A 14,845-nucleotide genomic window follows, 5' to 3' on the forward strand; every position below is an offset into this window, starting at 1 on the left:
TGTCTGCAGTTGAATACTAAAAAACAAGAAGCCATATGATTACACTTGATGCAAAACAGAAAAACGGAACAGCAGTGCAAACGCCACCAGCCCGCACCAAGATTGCGGTAGCCAAAGGAGACGGCATCGGGCCTGAGATAATGGAGGCGACGCTGCGTGTGCTGCAGGCTGCGGGAGCACGGCTGGAGGTAGAGGAAATTGAGGTAGGCGAGAGCGTGTACCTGGCAGGCAACTCCTCCGGCATCACTAAGGGGGCCTGGGATGTGATCCGGCAGAACAAGGTGCTGCTGAAGGCGCCCATCACCACGCCACAGGGTGGCGGCTACAAAAGCCTGAACGTGACCATGCGCAAAATGCTGGGGCTGTACGCCAACGTCCGCCCATGTACCAGCCTCTCGCCCTTTGTCAGAACCAAGCACCCTGAAATGGACGTGGTGATCGTGCGGGAGAATGAGGAGGACCTGTATGCCGGCATTGAGCACCAGCAGACCGACGAGGTGGTGCAGTGCCTGAAGCTCATCAGCCGGCCAGGCTGCGAGAAGATTGTGCGCTACGCCTTTGAGTATGCCCACCAGTACGGCCGCAAAAAAGTGAGCTGCTTTACCAAAGACAATATCATGAAGCAGACGGACGGACTGTTCCACAAGGTGTTTGACGAGATAGCCGCTGAGTACCCGGACATTGAGAACGAGCACTGGATAGTGGACATAGGCGCCGCCATGCTGGCCGACTCGCCGGAGCAGTTCGACGTGGTGGTGATGCCCAACCTCTACGGTGATATCCTCTCTGACGTAGCTGCCCAAATCATGGGCTCTGTGGGCCTGGCAGGCTCTGCCAACATTGGTGAGTCTTGCGCCATGTTCGAGGCCATCCACGGCTCGGCGCCCCGCATTGCTGGCTTAGGAGTGGCCAACCCGTCCGGCCTGCTGCAGGCAGCCTGCATGATGCTCAACCACATCGGCCAAAACGACATAGCTGAGAAGATCTACAATGCCTGGCTGAAAACCATAGAAGAGGGTGTGCACACACCGGATATCTACCAGGAAGGCACCAGCAAACAAAAAGTAGGCACGCAGGAGTTTGCCACGGCGGTAATTAATAACCTGGGGCAAAAGCCGGCACAGCTAAGCGCGGTAGCCTACGCCAAGAACATCAAGTTCAACCTGCCCAAGTATACGCCTAAACCTGCGGCAACCAAAACGCTGCTTGGGGTGGATGTATTCGTGCACTGGAGCGGCAGAGATCCGGAGGAGGTAGCCCAGCAACTGCAGCAACTAGACACGCCGGAGGTAAAGCTAAGTATGATCACGAACCGGGGCATCAAAGTATGGCCGGAAGGTTTTGCCGAGACCTTCTGCACCGACCACTGGCGCTGCCGCTTTCAGCACGTGCAGGAGCAGCCGATCACAAAAGAGCACATCGTAGCCATCCTGGCAAAAGCCATTGAAAAGAACATCGACACCATCAAAACAGAGAACCTTTATGCCTTCGACAATAAAAAAGCCTTCTCGCTTGGGCAAGGGCAGTAGCACCTTGCCCCCTAGCCTGGCACCGGTTGCCAATCGCCAAAGGGGGAAACACTCTCAGGTGCAAGGGTGGCTACTGCTAAGTGCGCTGGCGCTGGTTGCATGCCTACTACTTGGCGTGTACGCGCAGCAAACGCTGGTAAGCGAGCTGTGTAAAGCTTTGGCAATAGTAGTGATCCTAAACGTGTTCAGGGTAACCGCTAATAACACATCAATCCATAAATAACAAGGTCATGGAAACTATAAAATTCATACAAGGAAGCTTTACCTGCGAGGAAGCAAAAGAGATCCTGCTGGAGGTTATCACAAAAAAGATCAACTTCCACAACCTGAAGAACTTTAGCTCCATCATCCGCTTCGAGAAGCCAGATGAGGACTCGAAAAGGAGGCTGGAGGAACTAAAGGAGGCGAAGGAGAAGGTGCTGCTGCTTGTGGAGGAGGCGAAGCGAAGCAATAGCAGCCTCGTGATAGAATCCACTATAAACATCATGCTGGAGGCACGGGAGCAACCTGAAGCGGCATGTTCAGAGGCAGAAAGCTACTGATTGCCACCAAGCATCGGAAAGAAAGCGTGATAGCGCCTCTGCTGGAGGAGGGGCTGGGGGTAAGCTGTGTGGTGGCAGAGCAGTTCGATACGGATCTGCTGGGCACGTTCACGGGTGAGGTGGAGCGCGAAGCGGCCCCCGTTACCACGGCCCGCAGAAAGTGCGAAATGGCTCTGGAACTGTACGGCTTCGACCTGGCTGTTGCCAGTGAGGGTTCTTTCGGGCCGCACCCGGTGCTGGGTTTCGTGCCGGTAGAGGAAGAGTTTCTGCTGCTGCTTGACAGGAAGAATGGCCTGGAGACAGTGGTCCGGGAGCTGAGCCTGGAGACAAACTTTGCGGGGGAGGCGGTAGACACGGAGGAGCAGCTGCTGGCCTTTGCAAGTGAGGTGAAGTTCCCCTCGCACGCGCTGGTGCTGCGGCCCGCCAAGCACAGTGCCGCAGGTATAACCAAGGGCATCACCGGTAAGGCGCATCTGCTGGCGGTGTTCCGGCGGCTACAGCGGCGGCACGGGCAGGTGTATGCAGAGACGGACATGCGGGCCATGTATAACCCCTCCCGCATGTCCGTTATCAGGCAGGCCACGGAGAAGTTAGTGGCAAAAGCAAGCTCCTGCTGCCCTGCCTGCCATACCCCGGGCTTTGGGGTTGCCAGCGTGAAGCGAGGCCTGCCCTGCGGCGCCTGCGGCTTCCCGAGCCGCGCTGTCTTAAGCGAATTCCTTGCCTGCCACAAGTGCGGCCATACTTTGGAGCGCAAATACCCTAACAGCACGAAGGTGGAAGACCCGGCCTATTGCCAACTATGTAATCCTTAAACCATGAAAAATAAGTTGTTTCTCATATGCCCCAGCAGCCACTTAGAGCATTTTCTGGGCATGAGGTATAAAAACGCCTATTTCCTGACCGCACTGGCTGCCGTTTTCAGACTAAGGGAGGGCGGCTACGCAGAGGAGCTGATCGGCTTTTTGGAAAGGGAGTCTGTGGAGGAGGTAATTGTCGTAAACGATGTGGCCTGCCCGTTTATAGAAAGTGTCTTGTTGAAGCAGCAAGGGTATGGCACCTATGCGGAAGAGGTGCTGGTGGACCTGCTGGTGGATAACTATGCGGAGGTGATAAGCTGTGGCGCTGTGGAGGCGCAGAAGGCGAGGCTGGCGGCGCTGAACGTGCAGCGGCAGATGCGGCAACTCCTCGGCATCGGCTACTTCCAGCAGCAGGTGGTGCTGCAAAAGATGAAGGTAGGGGGCCTCGTCACCTCCAGGGCAGCGGGCAAGGTAACGGAAGTGAAACTGCACAAAGCTACGATCTCTGTATGAGCCTACACTTACTGGCTGACAACCTGACAAGCCCTGCCCTGCTTTTCTTTGTGTTAGGCATCCTGGCTGTGCAGGTCAAAAGTGACCTGGAAATTCCGGCCACTTCGTCAAAGTTCATCTCGCTTTACCTGCTTTTCTCCATCGGTTTTAAAGGCGGGCAGGAGCTGGCACACAGTACCTACAGCCTGGAGATTGTGTGGGCCCTTCTGTTCGGGGTGCTGGTTTCCGGAGCCATCCCGCTTTATACTTTCTTTCTCCTGAAAAGGAGGCTGAGCGTGGAGAATGCGGGTGCCGTTGCGGCAGCCTATGGTTCTGTAAGTGCCGTCACGTTCGTCACGGCTGTGTCTTTCCTGGAGTTTCAGCAACTGCCCTTCGGCGGGCACATGGTCGCCGTGATGGCGTTTATGGAGGCGCCTGCCATTATCGTGGGAGTGATCCTGATCAACCTGTTCTGCGAAAAGAAGGAGCAGTCGCCGAGCCTGAGGCAGGTAGTCCATCACTCTTTCACCAACGGCAGTGTGTTGCTGATCTTAGGGAGCCTGGCCATCGGCATGCTGGCCAGCGAGCAGCATGCGCAGGGTATAAAACCGTTCACCACCGACATCTTCAAAGGGTTTCTGGCGATTTTCTTGCTGGATATGGGCATTGTTAGCGGGCGCAAGCTGCACGATTTCTTTAAAAGCGGCTGGTTCACCTCCCTGTTCGCCGTTGCCATTCCGCTGCTGAACGGATGCGCGGTGGCAGTGCTGAGTGGCCTGGTTACGCCTGACCCAGGCAACCGGCTGATGTTTGCGGTGCTGGCCGCCAGCGCCTCCTACATTGCCGTGCCTGCCGCCATGAAAATAGCCGTGCCGCAGGCAAATCCGGGTATTTTTCTGCCCATGGCGCTGGCTGTCACCTTCCCCTTCAACATCACGCTGGGCATGCCGATCTACCTTTCCGTTATCGGCATGTTCTAGGGCGGGCAGCTGCAGCTGCGCCAAGGCATGCAGCTAACATGCGCGGGGAAAGAGCGCCACCTCCTGTGCCACAGGGGGTGGCGCGACCTTAGTTCTTATTTTTTGCCAAGCGGAGCGCCTACCGGAATAGAGCAGTCGTGGCCAGGCTCGCCGTGCGGCGGGTTAGTGCCCGTGGCAACCGGGTTTTTTGCCGGGATGGGCGCCAGGTTTGGCTTCACGAGCCTTGGCTGCGGCGAACCGTCCAGCGGAGCGCCAACAGGCAGCGCGCAGTTATGGCCGGGTTCGCCGTGCGGCGGGTTCAGGGCAACGGCTTGCCCCGGGGCCTGCGCTGGCTGTGCCTGGTTTACACCGGCGGCGGGAGTGGCCGCTGTGGCAGCGTTCTCTTGTTCGTTGCTGGAGCATCCTGCCAGCAAAAGGGCCGAGGCTATAAGAAAAGTAGAAAGTGCGGTCTTCATGGTCTATAGTAATGGAGGTATGATTGCCTGAACATGGATTAATCCCACTTAAGTTTCCACGCAGGGCAGAAACAGCGTTTGGTTGTACTAGTTATACATTCCGCAGCTAAAGTGCAACATTTATACCTTGCTTCTGCCGAAGGACTTATCCGCCGGTGCTACTTTTCTGCTCAAAAATTTACGACCTTTGCATAAACTATAGACACAGAGTTTTATGCAAAGACCGCTGAGACTTGTACTGCTGGCAGGCCTGGCGCTGGTTGTTTTTTACTTCCTGCAGGATGCCATTTTTAACGACGACAACTACATAAAGCCGCTGCTGCAGGAGCGGGAGGAGAAAGACCTCTCGTTCAGGAGCCGCACCAACAGCCCCTTTGATGATGCCGGGCGCCGCGCCTTTAAGAACCTGGTGTACTACGAGCCCAACCTCGACTACCGCGTGAACGCCCGTGTGGAGAAACTGGCCAAGCAGGACACACTGCTCATGCCCCTGACCAACGGGAGCTATGAACCATACCTGCGCTATGGCACGGCTACCTTTAAATTGGAAGGGGAGGAGCTCCAACTGATGCTCTACCGGAAGCTAAGCGGGGAGAAAGAGCAGCTTTTCGTGCCCTTCACCGACAAGACCAACGGGTTCGAGACCTATGGCGGCGGCCGTTTTATGGATGTGCCCTTTGAGGAAGGCGATGAAAAAGTAGTGCTGGACTTTAACAGGGCCTACAGCCCTTTCTGTGCCTACAACCCGGATTACGTGTGCCCGCTGCCGCCTAAGGAAAACCGGCTGAGCATTGCGGTGCCGGCAGGGGAGAAGACCTACGAAGCTCACGAGTAAAGCGCAGGAGGCAAACCAAGGCTGTAAAGTATAATTGTTAGGTTAACTTTTGCCTTTAGCCATTCGTCTTTCCTCCCGTATCATAATTATCCTTAATTTTGGAAAAGATTGGTTTCCGGATCGGGAACCGAGAGAACACAACAACGAATAACATGCTGATTTCATTCGACTGGCTGAAACAACTCATACATACTGATAAAACCGCTGAAGAGATAGGAGTGCTGCTGACCGGCTCCGGACTGGAGGTGGAGGGAATCCATACGTTTGATGTGGTGCAGGGAGGACTGGAAGGCATCGTGATCGGAGAGGTGCTCACCTGTGAGCGCCACCCGGATGCCGACAAACTGAGCCTGACAACGGTGGATATTGGCACCGGCGAGCCGAGCCAGATCGTGTGCGGTGCGCCTAACGTGGCCGCTGGGCAGAAAGTGGTGGTCGCCACGGTAAACAGCACGCTGTACCCCACCGGGGGCGAGCCTTTCAAGATCAAGAAGTCCAAGATCCGCGGAGCTGTGTCGGAGGGGATGATTTGTGCCGAGGATGAGATCGGCATTGGGCAATCGCATGCCGGCATCATGGTGCTGGACACTGATCTGCCGAACGGAACGCCAGCCGCTGAGTTCTTCGGCCTGGGCTCCGACAAGGTATTCGAGATTGGCCTGACGCCGAACCGCGCCGATGCCGCCTCGCATTACGGCGTAGCCCGCGACCTGCAGGCGCTGCTGGATGCCAGGGCGCAGCTGCCAAGTATAGACGATTTCAAAGTAGACAACACCTCCCGCCCCATTGCGGTAGAGGTAGAAAACTCGGATGCTTGCCCGCGCTATGCCGGGGTAACGGTATCGGGTATAAAAGTAGGTCCGTCGCCGGAGTGGATGCAGAAACGCCTGCGCGCCATTGGCCTCTCGCCTATCAACAACGTGGTGGACGTGACCAACTATGTGCTGCATGAGCTGGGCCAGCCGCTGCACGCCTTTGATGCCGATAAGATTAAAGGCGATAAAATTGTGGTGAAGAATGCGGAAGCAGGCACTACTTTCAAAACGCTGGACGGCGTTGAGCGCAAGCTGAACCCAACCGATTTGATGATCTGCAACGCAGAGGAGCCCATGGCGATTGGCGGCATTTTTGGGGGCGAGGAATCCGGCGTGACAGACGCAACCACCAGCATCTTTATCGAGAGCGCCTACTTCTCAGCTAACTCTATCCGCCGCACAGGTATGGCGCATGGTTTAAAGACCGATGCCTCGTTCCGCTTTGAGCGCGGCACTGACCCGAACATGGTGCTAACGGCGCTGAAGCGGGCGGCCCTGCTGGTGCAGGAGGTAGCCGGAGGCGAGGTAAGCTCCAGAATCGTAGATGTGTACCCGCTGCCCATTCAAAATAACGAGGTGAAGCTGAATATTGAGCGTGCCCATACGTTGATCGGCCAGCACATCGGGGTGGAGCGCATCAAAACTATACTTACCGATCTGGGTATTGAGATCACCAACGAAACGGAGACGGACCTGACGCTGTCGGTGCCGCCGTTTAAGGTGGACGTGACCCGCGAGGCCGATGTGGTGGAGGAGATCCTGCGCATCTACGGTTTCAACAACATTGAGATGAGCGAGAACCTGGCCACCTCCTACCTGGCCAAGTTCCCGAACCCCTACGCCGAGGACGTGACGGAGACGATCATGAGCTACATCGCAGCCAACGGCTTCCATGAGATCATCACCAACTCCATTACCAACTCCAACTACTACAAACCGGCCGGTGAGGCGGAGGTAGCCACGCTGGTGAATGTGGTAAACTATAACTCCGAGGACCTGGACGTGCTGCGCAAGAGCATGGTGTTCTCTGGCCTGGAGGTGCTGCGCCGCAACATCAACCGCCGCCAGCGCGACCTGAAGCTGTTCGAGCTGGGCAAGGTATACGAGCTGCAGGACGGTGACTACCAAGAGAGCCGCCGCCTGTCGCTGTACATGACAGGCAACGGAACGGCCGAAAGCTGGAAGCAGCCAAGTATAAAAACCGCCTTTCACGATTTGGCTGGCGTGGTGCAGAACGTGCTGCGCAAGCTGAACGCCGGGGACTTTGAGGTGCAGAACCTGGAGGCAAACCCTTATATGCGCCAAGGCATCGCCTATGTGAAGAATGGCACCGTAGTGGCCGAGCTGGGTGTGCTGGATGCGGGCGTAACGCGCTTTATGGAGGTGAAGGAGCAGGTATGGTACGCCGAGCTGAACTGGGATTACCTCCTGAAGAAGTACAAAGACAAACTGGTGGCCGGGGAGCTGCCCAAGTTCCCGGAAGTGCGCCGCGACCTGTCGCTGGTGCTGGACAAGCATGTGACCTTCGACGAAGTGAAGAAGGTAGCCTTTAGAGTGGAGCGCAAGCTGCTGCAGGATGTGAATGTGTTTGACGTGTACGAGGGCGATAAGATCGAGGCGGGCAAGAAGGCTTACGCCCTGAGCTTTACCCTGCAGGACAGGCAGCAGACCCTGACCGATAAGGTGATCGACAGTACCATGAGCCGCCTGATGCAGCAATTTGAGAAACAACTGGGAGCTTTTATCCGCAAATAACGTTATGCCAAAGGAAAAGCAAGTACAACAACTCCGGCATATTGAAGATAAGCTGCGAAAATTAATCCAGCGCCATACCGAGGTGCAGCAACGGCTTGTGCGGGCGCAGGAGCAGGTAAAGCAGCTTGAGGGCCTGCTGGACGAGAAAGACCAGCAGATAAAAAATTTTCAAAATCAGGAGAATATTGTTAAAATTGTAGACGCGATAGCAGGAAACGCTGCAAATTCGACAGAGTTGAAGCTCAAGCTAAACGAATATATCAGGGAAATTGATAAGTGCATCGCTTACCTACAAGACTAAGTATGAGCCTGTAAGCAGCTCGGAAAGGCCGGTAAGCATGACCATAAACCACGCAACGGATGAGTGAATTATCGATCAAGATTCGCATCGCAGAACGCGAGTATCCGATGCGGGTGAAGGAAGAGGAAGAGGAAAGAATCAGAGCAGTAGGAAAGATCCTGAACGAGCGCCTGCGCTTCTACAAGGATCAGTTCGGTATACAGGACAAGCAGGATCTGCTGGCGATGGTGGCGTTTGAGACCATGGCCGAGAAGATGAAGCTGGAGGAGGAGAATGCCTCCCATGCCTCCGAGGTAAACCAGCAGCTCGACCTTCTGGACGATCTCTTATCAGCAGTGAATAAATAAACCGGAGGAGGCCTTTGCAGCCTCCGTTTATACTTTCGTTTAGGCCCAGAAGCCACACACCATGTCCCCCTTTGCAGGTGCTTGCTAAGCGTATTAAACAAACATAAACGCTATAGTTATGCCCGACATCCTTTATATTGTATTAACCGCTCTGGTGGCGCTCATTGTGGGCGTCGTAATTGGGCGTGTGCTCCTGCAAAAGGTTTTTAAGCAGCAGGAGGAAGAGGCGCGCCAAAGAGCCAAAAGCATCGTTCGCGAGGCTGAGCTTAATGCAGAGAGCATTAAGAAAGACCGCATCCTGGAGGCTAAGGAGAAATACCTGAAGATGAAAGCCGAGTTCGAGGAGGAGATGAACAAGAAGAAGAACATCATCATCCAGAACGAGAACAAGGTAAAGCAGCGCGAGCAGCAGGTGCAGAAACAGATGGAGCAGGCCAAGCGCCTGGAGACCGACCTGCACAAGGAGAAAGAGAACCTGCACGCAGACCTGGAGAAAGAAAAAAAGCACCTGCATGCCCAGCAGGAGCAGCTGAAGAAGCGTAAGGAAGAAGTGGAGCAGCAGCACGAGGAGGTTGTGAGCCAACTGGAGCGCATTGCCGGCCTAACCGCCTCTGAGGCCCGCGAGCAGCTGGTGGAGGCCCTGAAGAATGAGGCGCAGTCCCGTGCCTCGTCGCACATCAAGGATATTGTGGCCCAGGCCAAGCTAACCGCCACCAAGGAAGCCAAGAAAATCGTTATCGAGACCATCCAGCGTACGGCTGCCGAGCATGCCATTGAGAACTGCGTGTCGGTGTTCAACATCGAGAGCGACGACATCAAAGGCAAGATCATCGGTCGTGAAGGCCGTAACATCCGTGCCCTGGAGGCAGCCACCGGCGTGGAGATTATCGTGGACGACACGCCAGAGGCGATCATCATCTCTGGCTTCGACCCGGTTCGCCGCGAGATTGCGCGCCTGTCACTGCACCGCCTCGTAGCTGACGGCCGTATCCACCCGGCCCGTATTGAGGAGGTGGTAACCAAGACCCGCAAGAACATTGAGGAAGAGATTGTGGAGATAGGGGAGCGTACCGCTATTGACCTGGGTATCCACGGCCTGCATCCGGAGCTGATTAAGATGGTGGGCCGCATGCGCTTCCGTTCGTCTTACGGACAGAACCTGCTGCAGCACTCGCGTGAGGTAGCCAACCTTTGCGCCACCATGGCCGCCGAGCTAGGCCTGAACGTGAAGCATGCCAAACGCGCCGGGCTGTTGCACGATATTGGCAAGGTTACGCCAGACGAGCCGGAACTGCCGCACGCCATCATTGGTATGGAGCTTGCCAAGAAGTATAAAGAGCATCCGGACGTGTGCAACGCCATCGGTGCCCACCACGACGAGATTGAGATGACTGCGATGGTTTCTCCGCTGGTACAGGCTTGCGATGCCATCTCTGGCTCCAGACCAGGCGCCCGCCGCGAGATCATGGAGTCGTACATCAAGCGTTTGAAAGAGCTGGAAGAGGCAGCCGTGTCTTTCGACGGCGTGAACCAGTGCTACGCCATACAGGCCGGCCGTGAGCTGCGCGTGATGGTGGACGCCGATAACGTAACGGACGAAAAAGCACAGCAACTCTCTTTCGATATCTCCCAGAAGATAGAGAAAGAGATGCAGTACCCGGGCCAGATCAAGATCACGGTGATCCGGGAGATGCGCGCCATCAGCTACGCCAAGTAAGCTTTACATTTGATATTAAATAAGGTTGAACCGCCTGCTGCATCTGTGGCAGGCGGTTTTGTTTTACCTGTACTTTGTGGTGGGGTATTTATTAAAATAAAAGGTTTAATATTAATGTACTATCGGATTTATACTTATATTTATTCATGGAATAGTCTATAATAAGGTTGCGACTTGAAAGCACTAAGGGTTGCAAATGATTAGAGAGTAAGTAGAGATCGTGCTTCATCCCTACGAGTTGCTCCATGCCAAATAATTGATCTAATCGTTCAAGAAGATGAGAAAGAAGTTATCCGTATCTCTAGTTGCTTCCATTGCCTTATTGGCTTTCGCTTGTAATCAGCGCGAGGATGTAACCCAGTTTGCCCCGGTAGAGGTGTATCCCCAGGATTCGGTACTGAGTTCCCTGCCCACCAAGAAAGCCATGGTCATCGTTGCGCATGATGATGACATGTCCGCAATGACTGGTACAATCTCTAAGCTGAACAAGGAAGGATGGGAAATACGCGCTGTGAGCTTTCCCCAGACTCAGGAGCGCAACGAGGCGCATCTGAAGGCTTGCCAGAATATCCTGGATGCGGTTACATTCTTCGATTTGAAACAATCGCAGTACAGAAACGACCTCGATACGAATGAGTACCTGTACCAGGCCATTCCGAAAGAAGCTTTCTCGAAGGTCTTCAATTATGCGCCTGTTGAAAAAGAGCTGGTCGAGCACGTGAACGAGTTTCAACCTTCTGTCATTTTTACGCTGGACAATGAGATCGGAGCCTATGGCCACCCAGAACATGTTTTCCTCAGCCAAATGGTGCTAGATCTTACTACGTCAGCCTCCATCAAACCATCGTACATCTACCAGAACGTTTACACAGATCACATGGAAGCGACAATCATGGAGCGGCTGGGAAGGCTAATGCAGGAGTGGGGCTTTCCCGGGAACGGCTGGGAAGTCGCAAAGCAGTCGTACAAAGTAAACGGCATGCCGGAGCCATCGGTCCAGGTCAACATTGCGGATGAGGCGCAGGCGAAAATGGATTACCTCAAATCCTATAATGAAAGTGAAAGAAAGACAATCGGGCTATACATTCCTGCCTTCGAAGACTATTCAGCAGAGGAGTACTTCAGGATATTTGACAGAGAGTTCTTTCGAGTCATCAAAGTAAACTAGTGTTGGTGTTGTAGGTAACAATCTAGGGCAGAGAAGAACCCACTCTGCCGGTACCTGCGCCTAACGTTTAAATGACAAGCGCTGCGAAAGCATAAAGCCCCTGCAGAAACCGCAGAGGCTTTATAGGTAACTTAGCTATAGGTATTATTTTATGATCTTGCTCAGACCCACCACCACGGCAGCCACCCGGATGGCATCGAAGATGCGTGGCTCTGTAGTGCCCAACTGCATCACAGACGCCTCGTGCGAGGTAACGCAGCGCTCGCAGCCGTTGATGGCGGAGATGGCCAAGCTCATCAGCTCAAAGAACTCCTTGCCCAGCACCGGCTTCATCATGATGTTCATTTTGATGCGGGCAGGCTGCTGCTCGTACACCTCCTTGCCAGCAAAGTGGCGGAAGCGGTAGAGAATGTTGTTGGTGGCCAGCAAAGAGGCGCAGGCAATGGCCTCGGCTACCTCACCTTGCTCGGCGCCGTTCTCCAGCGCTTTGGCTTCAAATGCCTTCGCCAGCACGTCGTTCTCCTCGTTGGCCGCCGCCGCCAGGGCCAGCAGGTAGGCCTCTTTTATACTTAGCGTTTCGCCGCCCAGTGCGCTTTTCAGGTTCACGCGCAGGTCGCGCAGGTAGCGCGATTCGGTGTCTGTGAGTTTCTCCAGGGACGGGAAGGAGCTATCCTCCGCCAGGCCCAGGTCCTTCAGTAAATCTATCTTTGTTTCTTGTGTTGCAGTCAGCATATAAGGGTGATTTTAGTTTGCGTGGATTCAAAACTAAAACGAAGCATGGCGGCGGGCAGCCAGACAACAGGAGATCATTCCGGCCGCCCCGCCATACATCAGTCTAAATAAACTATATGAAAAGTGCGCAGTGCGCGTGAAGATTAGGCTTCGATGGTTTCCTCGCCTTTCTGCCAGTTGCAAGGGCAAAGCTCATCTGTTTGCAGGGCGTCCAGCACGCGCAGCACTTCGGCCACGTTGCGGCCCACGTTCAGGTCGTTTAGGCTCACCCAGCGGATGATGCCCTGCGGGTCCACGATATAGGTGGCGCGATAAGCTACTTTTTCCTCGGCCTGCAGAATGCCCAGCTCCTCAGCCAACGACTTAGAGGTATCGGCCAGCATCGGGAAGCGTAGGTTGCGCAGGTCCTCGTGGTCGCGGCGCCAGGCGGCATGCACAAACTCCGAGTCGGTGGAGGCCCCGATCAGCACAGCGTCGCGGTCGCGGAACTCATCGTAGTTCTTGTTGAACTCGGCGATCTCGGTAGGGCACACGAACGTGAAATCCTTGGGCCACCAGAACATCACCATCCACTGCTCGTTGTGGCGGTGCGTCTCGCTAGAGATTTCGTAAAACTCCTTGCCTTTTTCTATAGATACTACGGCCTGCTTCTTAAACTCCGGGAAAACCGAGCCAACGGATAAAATTCTATTTTCAGTCATTTTTAAAGTATAAAGGGTGAATTATGCATGAGTGAAAGTATGGCTGCCAGCGCAGCTTATACTTTAATGAAGTCTTATGTTCTTTGTCTAAGTTTTTAGCTCAGGAAAGCCTTTAGCATCCAGAGCGTTTTCTCATTTTCGTGGATGTCCTCGCTGATGAGGCTCACGGTGCCCTCGTCGCCGGTCTCGGCGGCCAGCTTCAGAATCTCACGCTCCAGGTCCAGCAGGGTGCTCAGGTTTTGGTGCGTGGCCGCCACTGTTTCTTTGCCGTCGCTCAGGTTGCCCGCCTCTTTTATACTTGACACGCGCAGGTACTCCGAGAACGCATGAAGCGGTTGTTGGCCAATGGTGAGGATGCGCTCGGCAATGGCATCTATCCTGCCGAGGGCAGTGTTGTAGAGTTCCTCAAACTTGCCGTGCAGCTGGAAGAAGTACACCCCCTTGATGTTCCAGTGGAAGCCGCGCAGGTTCTGGTAGTACAGGTGGTAATTTGCCAGCAGCTCATTCAGCTTCTCTGCTACTTGCTTGCTGTCTTCTTTCTGTAGTCCGATGTTCGATAGTTTTTCCATGTCTTATTTACTGCTGTTGTTCTGCGATCTTGTTATGACAAAGGTCCTGTTAATGGCCATATATATCAAATCGATTGTTTTTATACTTTGATAGATGAAGTTTATGATGTAGCTTTGTGTAGCCTGAAGCAAAAAGAATAGGCGCTGGATTTTGAATTGAGTACCTGATGACCTTAGTACAATTAGAATACCTGGTGGCCGTAGATACGCACCGCCACTTTGCCACCGCTGCCGAGCACTGCTTTGTAACGCAGCCCACCTTAAGCATGCAGCTGCAGAAGCTGGAGGAGGAGCTGGGCGTGCAGCTGTTCGACCGCAGCCGCGTGCCGGTGCGGCCTACCGAGCTGGGCAAGGAGATTATTGCGCAGGCACGCGTGGTGCTGGCCGAGAGCAAGAAGATACAGGAGCTGGTGCAGAACCAGAAGCTGGAGCTGAGCGGGGAGCTGCGCATCGGCGTCATCCCGACATTGGCCCCCTACCTGATCCCGCTGTTCATCACCAGCTTTTTGGAGAAGCACCCGCAGGTGCGTGTGGTGGTGCAGGAGCTGCTCACCGACGAGATTGTGGAGAAGCTGAACCATGAGCTGCTGGATGTGGGCCTGCTGGTGACGCCGCTGGCAACTAAAAGTATAAAGGAGCTGCCGCTGTTCTACGAGGCCTTTGTGGCCTACATCAACCCGAAGCACCCGCTGGCACAGCAGCCCCGCATTGCCGCCGATGAGCTGGACCTGAGCTCGCTTTGGGTGCTGAACGAGGGCCACTGCTTCCGGAGTCAGGTGCTCAACATCTGCAACCGCGGCGGCAGTGCCGACCCTGGTAGCCACCTCGACTACAAGAGCGGCTCCCTGGAGACACTCAAGCGCATCGTGGAGACGCAGCACGGCCTGACACTGCTGCCAGAGCTGTCGGTGCTGGAAATGCCGGAGGAGAAGCGGCGGCTGGTGCGTGCCTTTGAGGAGCCGCAGCCGCTGCGGGAGGTAAGCCTGGTGGTGCACCGCAGCTTCCTGAAGAAAAAGCTGATCGAGGCACTGCGCCAGGAGATCATCAATTGCATTCCGGAGAGTATAAGAGCCCGCGAAAAGGCCAAGGTGGTAGCGATAAAGTAAGATA

Annotated in this window: 16 protein-coding genes; 12 read left to right on the forward strand and 4 right to left on the reverse strand. The window is 54.8% G+C overall.

Going from position 1 to position 14,845, the window contains the following annotated elements:
- Window positions 1-35: 35 nt before the first annotated feature.
- The 5 genes from PXG97_RS17075 to PXG97_RS17095 all read left to right on the forward strand — a co-directional run bounded on the left by PXG97_RS17075 (window position 36) and on the right by PXG97_RS17095 (window position 4,340).
- Window positions 36-1,529, forward strand: coding sequence for an NADP-dependent isocitrate dehydrogenase (locus PXG97_RS17075; RefSeq protein WP_276499015.1), 1,494 nt, complete (start codon window positions 36-38; stop codon window positions 1,527-1,529).
- Window positions 1,530-1,759: 230 nt separating this feature from the next.
- Window positions 1,760-2,071, forward strand: a complete 312-nt coding sequence (locus PXG97_RS17080; protein ID WP_276499016.1) for a hypothetical protein — start codon at window positions 1,760-1,762, stop codon at window positions 2,069-2,071.
- Window positions 2,047-2,883 (forward strand): DUF6671 family protein, encoded by an 837-nt coding sequence (locus PXG97_RS17085; protein WP_276499017.1) that lies wholly within the window; start codon window positions 2,047-2,049, stop codon window positions 2,881-2,883. Before PXG97_RS17080 ends, PXG97_RS17085 begins: the two co-directional genes overlap by 25 nt.
- 3 nt (window positions 2,884-2,886) lie before the next feature.
- Entirely contained in the window at window positions 2,887-3,381 is a 495-nt protein-coding gene (locus PXG97_RS17090; protein WP_276499018.1) for a hypothetical protein, read from the forward strand.
- Complete coding sequence (locus PXG97_RS17095; protein ID WP_276499019.1) at window positions 3,378-4,340, forward strand: sodium-dependent bicarbonate transport family permease; 963 nt, start codon at window positions 3,378-3,380, stop codon at window positions 4,338-4,340. The genes PXG97_RS17090 and PXG97_RS17095 overlap by 4 nt, the downstream gene beginning before the upstream one ends.
- A gap of 95 nt (window positions 4,341-4,435) precedes the next feature.
- Here PXG97_RS17095 and PXG97_RS17100 read toward each other — a convergent pair whose 3' ends face one another.
- Entirely contained in the window at window positions 4,436-4,795 is a 360-nt protein-coding gene (locus tag PXG97_RS17100) for a YgdI/YgdR family lipoprotein (RefSeq protein WP_276499020.1), read from the reverse strand.
- A 214-nt stretch (window positions 4,796-5,009) separates the two neighbouring features.
- Between PXG97_RS17100 and PXG97_RS17105 the strand changes: the two genes are divergently transcribed.
- The 6 genes from PXG97_RS17105 to PXG97_RS17130 all read left to right on the forward strand — a co-directional run bounded on the left by PXG97_RS17105 (window position 5,010) and on the right by PXG97_RS17130 (window position 11,733).
- Window positions 5,010-5,630 (forward strand): DUF1684 domain-containing protein, encoded by a 621-nt coding sequence (locus PXG97_RS17105; RefSeq protein ID WP_276499021.1) that lies wholly within the window; start codon window positions 5,010-5,012, stop codon window positions 5,628-5,630.
- Between the two features lie 152 nt (window positions 5,631-5,782).
- Window positions 5,783-8,200 carry a phenylalanine--tRNA ligase subunit beta gene (gene pheT, locus PXG97_RS17110; protein WP_276499022.1) on the forward strand — a complete coding sequence of 806 codons (2,418 nt, stop codon included), beginning with the start codon at window positions 5,783-5,785 and terminating at the stop codon, window positions 8,198-8,200.
- A gap of 4 nt (window positions 8,201-8,204) precedes the next feature.
- On the forward strand, window positions 8,205-8,501 hold the full coding sequence (locus tag PXG97_RS17115) for a hypothetical protein (RefSeq protein WP_276499023.1): 297 nt from the start codon (window positions 8,205-8,207) through the stop codon (window positions 8,499-8,501).
- Window positions 8,502-8,560: 59 nt separating this feature from the next.
- On the forward strand, window positions 8,561-8,848 hold the full coding sequence (locus PXG97_RS17120; protein ID WP_276499024.1) for a cell division protein ZapA: 288 nt from the start codon (window positions 8,561-8,563) through the stop codon (window positions 8,846-8,848).
- A 118-nt stretch (window positions 8,849-8,966) separates the two neighbouring features.
- Window positions 8,967-10,565, forward strand: a complete 1,599-nt coding sequence (gene rny / locus PXG97_RS17125) for a ribonuclease Y (RefSeq protein WP_276499025.1) — start codon at window positions 8,967-8,969, stop codon at window positions 10,563-10,565.
- 277 nt (window positions 10,566-10,842) lie between these two features.
- Window positions 10,843-11,733: a PIG-L family deacetylase gene (locus PXG97_RS17130; RefSeq protein WP_276499026.1), complete on the forward strand. Its 891-nt coding sequence runs from the start codon at window positions 10,843-10,845 to the stop codon at window positions 11,731-11,733.
- Between the two features lie 144 nt (window positions 11,734-11,877).
- Here PXG97_RS17130 and PXG97_RS17135 read toward each other — a convergent pair whose 3' ends face one another.
- The 3 genes from PXG97_RS17135 to PXG97_RS17145 all read right to left on the reverse strand — a co-directional run bounded on the left by PXG97_RS17135 (window position 11,878) and on the right by PXG97_RS17145 (window position 13,735).
- Entirely contained in the window at window positions 11,878-12,465 is a 588-nt protein-coding gene (locus PXG97_RS17135; RefSeq protein ID WP_276499027.1) for a carboxymuconolactone decarboxylase family protein, read from the reverse strand.
- A 143-nt stretch (window positions 12,466-12,608) separates the two neighbouring features.
- Window positions 12,609-13,166 carry a peroxiredoxin gene (locus PXG97_RS17140; RefSeq protein ID WP_276499028.1) on the reverse strand — a complete coding sequence of 186 codons (558 nt, stop codon included), beginning with the start codon at window positions 13,164-13,166 and terminating at the stop codon, window positions 12,609-12,611.
- Window positions 13,167-13,261: 95 nt separating this feature from the next.
- Complete coding sequence (locus PXG97_RS17145; RefSeq protein WP_276499029.1) at window positions 13,262-13,735, reverse strand: Dps family protein; 474 nt, start codon at window positions 13,733-13,735, stop codon at window positions 13,262-13,264.
- Between the two features lie 167 nt (window positions 13,736-13,902).
- Between PXG97_RS17145 and PXG97_RS17150 the strand changes: the two genes are divergently transcribed.
- Window positions 13,903-14,841, forward strand: coding sequence for a hydrogen peroxide-inducible genes activator (locus tag PXG97_RS17150; protein ID WP_276499030.1), 939 nt, complete (start codon window positions 13,903-13,905; stop codon window positions 14,839-14,841).
- Window positions 14,842-14,845: the final 4 nt, after the last annotated feature.

This window comes from Pontibacter litorisediminis (assembly GCF_029360645.1).
Taxonomy (GTDB): Bacteria; Bacteroidota; Bacteroidia; order Cytophagales; family Hymenobacteraceae; genus Pontibacter; species Pontibacter litorisediminis.

Coding starts and splice junctions, on each gene's coding strand:
- PXG97_RS17075 (WP_276499015.1), top strand. CDS start 36: ATGATTACACTTGATGCAAAACAGAAAAACGGAACAGCAGTGCAAACG.
- PXG97_RS17095 (WP_276499019.1), top strand. CDS start 3,378: ATGAGCCTACACTTACTGGCTGACAACCTGACAAGCCCTGCCCTGCTT.
- PXG97_RS17145 (WP_276499029.1), bottom strand. CDS start 13,735: ATGGAAAAACTATCGAACATCGGACTACAGAAAGAAGACAGCAAGCAA.
- PXG97_RS17085 (WP_276499017.1), top strand. CDS start 2,047: ATGTTCAGAGGCAGAAAGCTACTGATTGCCACCAAGCATCGGAAAGAA.
- PXG97_RS17130 (WP_276499026.1), top strand. CDS start 10,843: ATGAGAAAGAAGTTATCCGTATCTCTAGTTGCTTCCATTGCCTTATTG.
- PXG97_RS17150 (WP_276499030.1), top strand. CDS start 13,903: ATGACCTTAGTACAATTAGAATACCTGGTGGCCGTAGATACGCACCGC.
- PXG97_RS17090 (WP_276499018.1), top strand. CDS start 2,887: ATGAAAAATAAGTTGTTTCTCATATGCCCCAGCAGCCACTTAGAGCAT.
- PXG97_RS17100 (WP_276499020.1), bottom strand. CDS start 4,795: ATGAAGACCGCACTTTCTACTTTTCTTATAGCCTCGGCCCTTTTGCTG.
- PXG97_RS17120 (WP_276499024.1), top strand. CDS start 8,561: ATGAGTGAATTATCGATCAAGATTCGCATCGCAGAACGCGAGTATCCG.
- PXG97_RS17105 (WP_276499021.1), top strand. CDS start 5,010: ATGCAAAGACCGCTGAGACTTGTACTGCTGGCAGGCCTGGCGCTGGTT.
- PXG97_RS17140 (WP_276499028.1), bottom strand. CDS start 13,166: ATGACTGAAAATAGAATTTTATCCGTTGGCTCGGTTTTCCCGGAGTTT.
- PXG97_RS17115 (WP_276499023.1), top strand. CDS start 8,205: ATGCCAAAGGAAAAGCAAGTACAACAACTCCGGCATATTGAAGATAAG.
- PXG97_RS17135 (WP_276499027.1), bottom strand. CDS start 12,465: ATGCTGACTGCAACACAAGAAACAAAGATAGATTTACTGAAGGACCTG.
- rny (WP_276499025.1), top strand. CDS start 8,967: ATGCCCGACATCCTTTATATTGTATTAACCGCTCTGGTGGCGCTCATT.
- PXG97_RS17080 (WP_276499016.1), top strand. CDS start 1,760: ATGGAAACTATAAAATTCATACAAGGAAGCTTTACCTGCGAGGAAGCA.
- pheT (WP_276499022.1), top strand. CDS start 5,783: ATGCTGATTTCATTCGACTGGCTGAAACAACTCATACATACTGATAAA.